2 protein-coding genes are annotated in these 706 nt (G+C 44.9%); both read left to right on the forward strand.

The features are described from left to right. On the forward strand, positions 1 to 341 hold a 341-nt coding region (locus WKT20_RS18145; protein ID WP_340417877.1), incomplete at its 5' end, for a hypothetical protein. Positions 342 to 354: 13 nt separating this feature from the next. Beyond that, the coding region (locus tag WKT20_RS18150; protein ID WP_340417878.1) for a DUF3408 domain-containing protein at positions 355 to 706 on the forward strand (352 nt) is incomplete at its 3' end.

The following is a 706-nucleotide window of genomic DNA, read 5'->3' on the forward strand; positions in this document are numbered from 1 at the left end:
GCTCCACGCATATGCTGTGCTCCACATTTGTGAGTGCAAAGATAAGGCACGGCAATCTAAAAACAAGCGTTTTCAATTTCTGTGGCAGTATGTTGCCGGGGTTTGCCGACTTCAACGCCAAAAACAACAAGAAAAACTTGCACGACTGCAACGAATACATGAACAATGATGAGTTGAGAAATACGTTGAAGTTCTCACAACTATCTCGGTATGCAAATAAGCAAGCTACAACTAAATTGCCACGTTACACCCAATCAGTTGCATGGCTGCACTCAGTACACTTACTTTGCACCCGACAATCGGTCAATGGTGCAAACCGTGACCACTATACTAACAAATAAAACAGCATAAGCTATGGCAAGAACAAAAGATGCAGTCTTGGCTCCTGAGCAAAAGGAGCTGATGGAAAAAGAGTATTTGGATTTTGTTAAACCATCTACGTATGGCAACAAAGCCAATCCAAGTAGTTGTAATTCTCTCTATGATGATGTAGAGAACCCAGAGTTGAGAGCAATTGTAGAGAAAGTTGCTGCAACAACTCCCTATAGAGAGGAAACATCAACGAACGAGGCTCAATCGCCACCGAATCCGCAGAAGCGCATCAGTGGCAAGCAGCGCAAGGCGACATTAGAGGAGTATCAGCAGACATTCCTCCAAGTTCCAAGGATTGACGACCGCAAGCCGGTCTTCGTCAGTTCCGAAGCCG

The organism is Phocaeicola sp. ICN-14070 (assembly GCF_037892625.1).
In the GTDB taxonomy this organism is placed as follows: Bacteria; Bacteroidota; Bacteroidia; order Bacteroidales; family Bacteroidaceae; genus Phocaeicola; species Phocaeicola plebeius.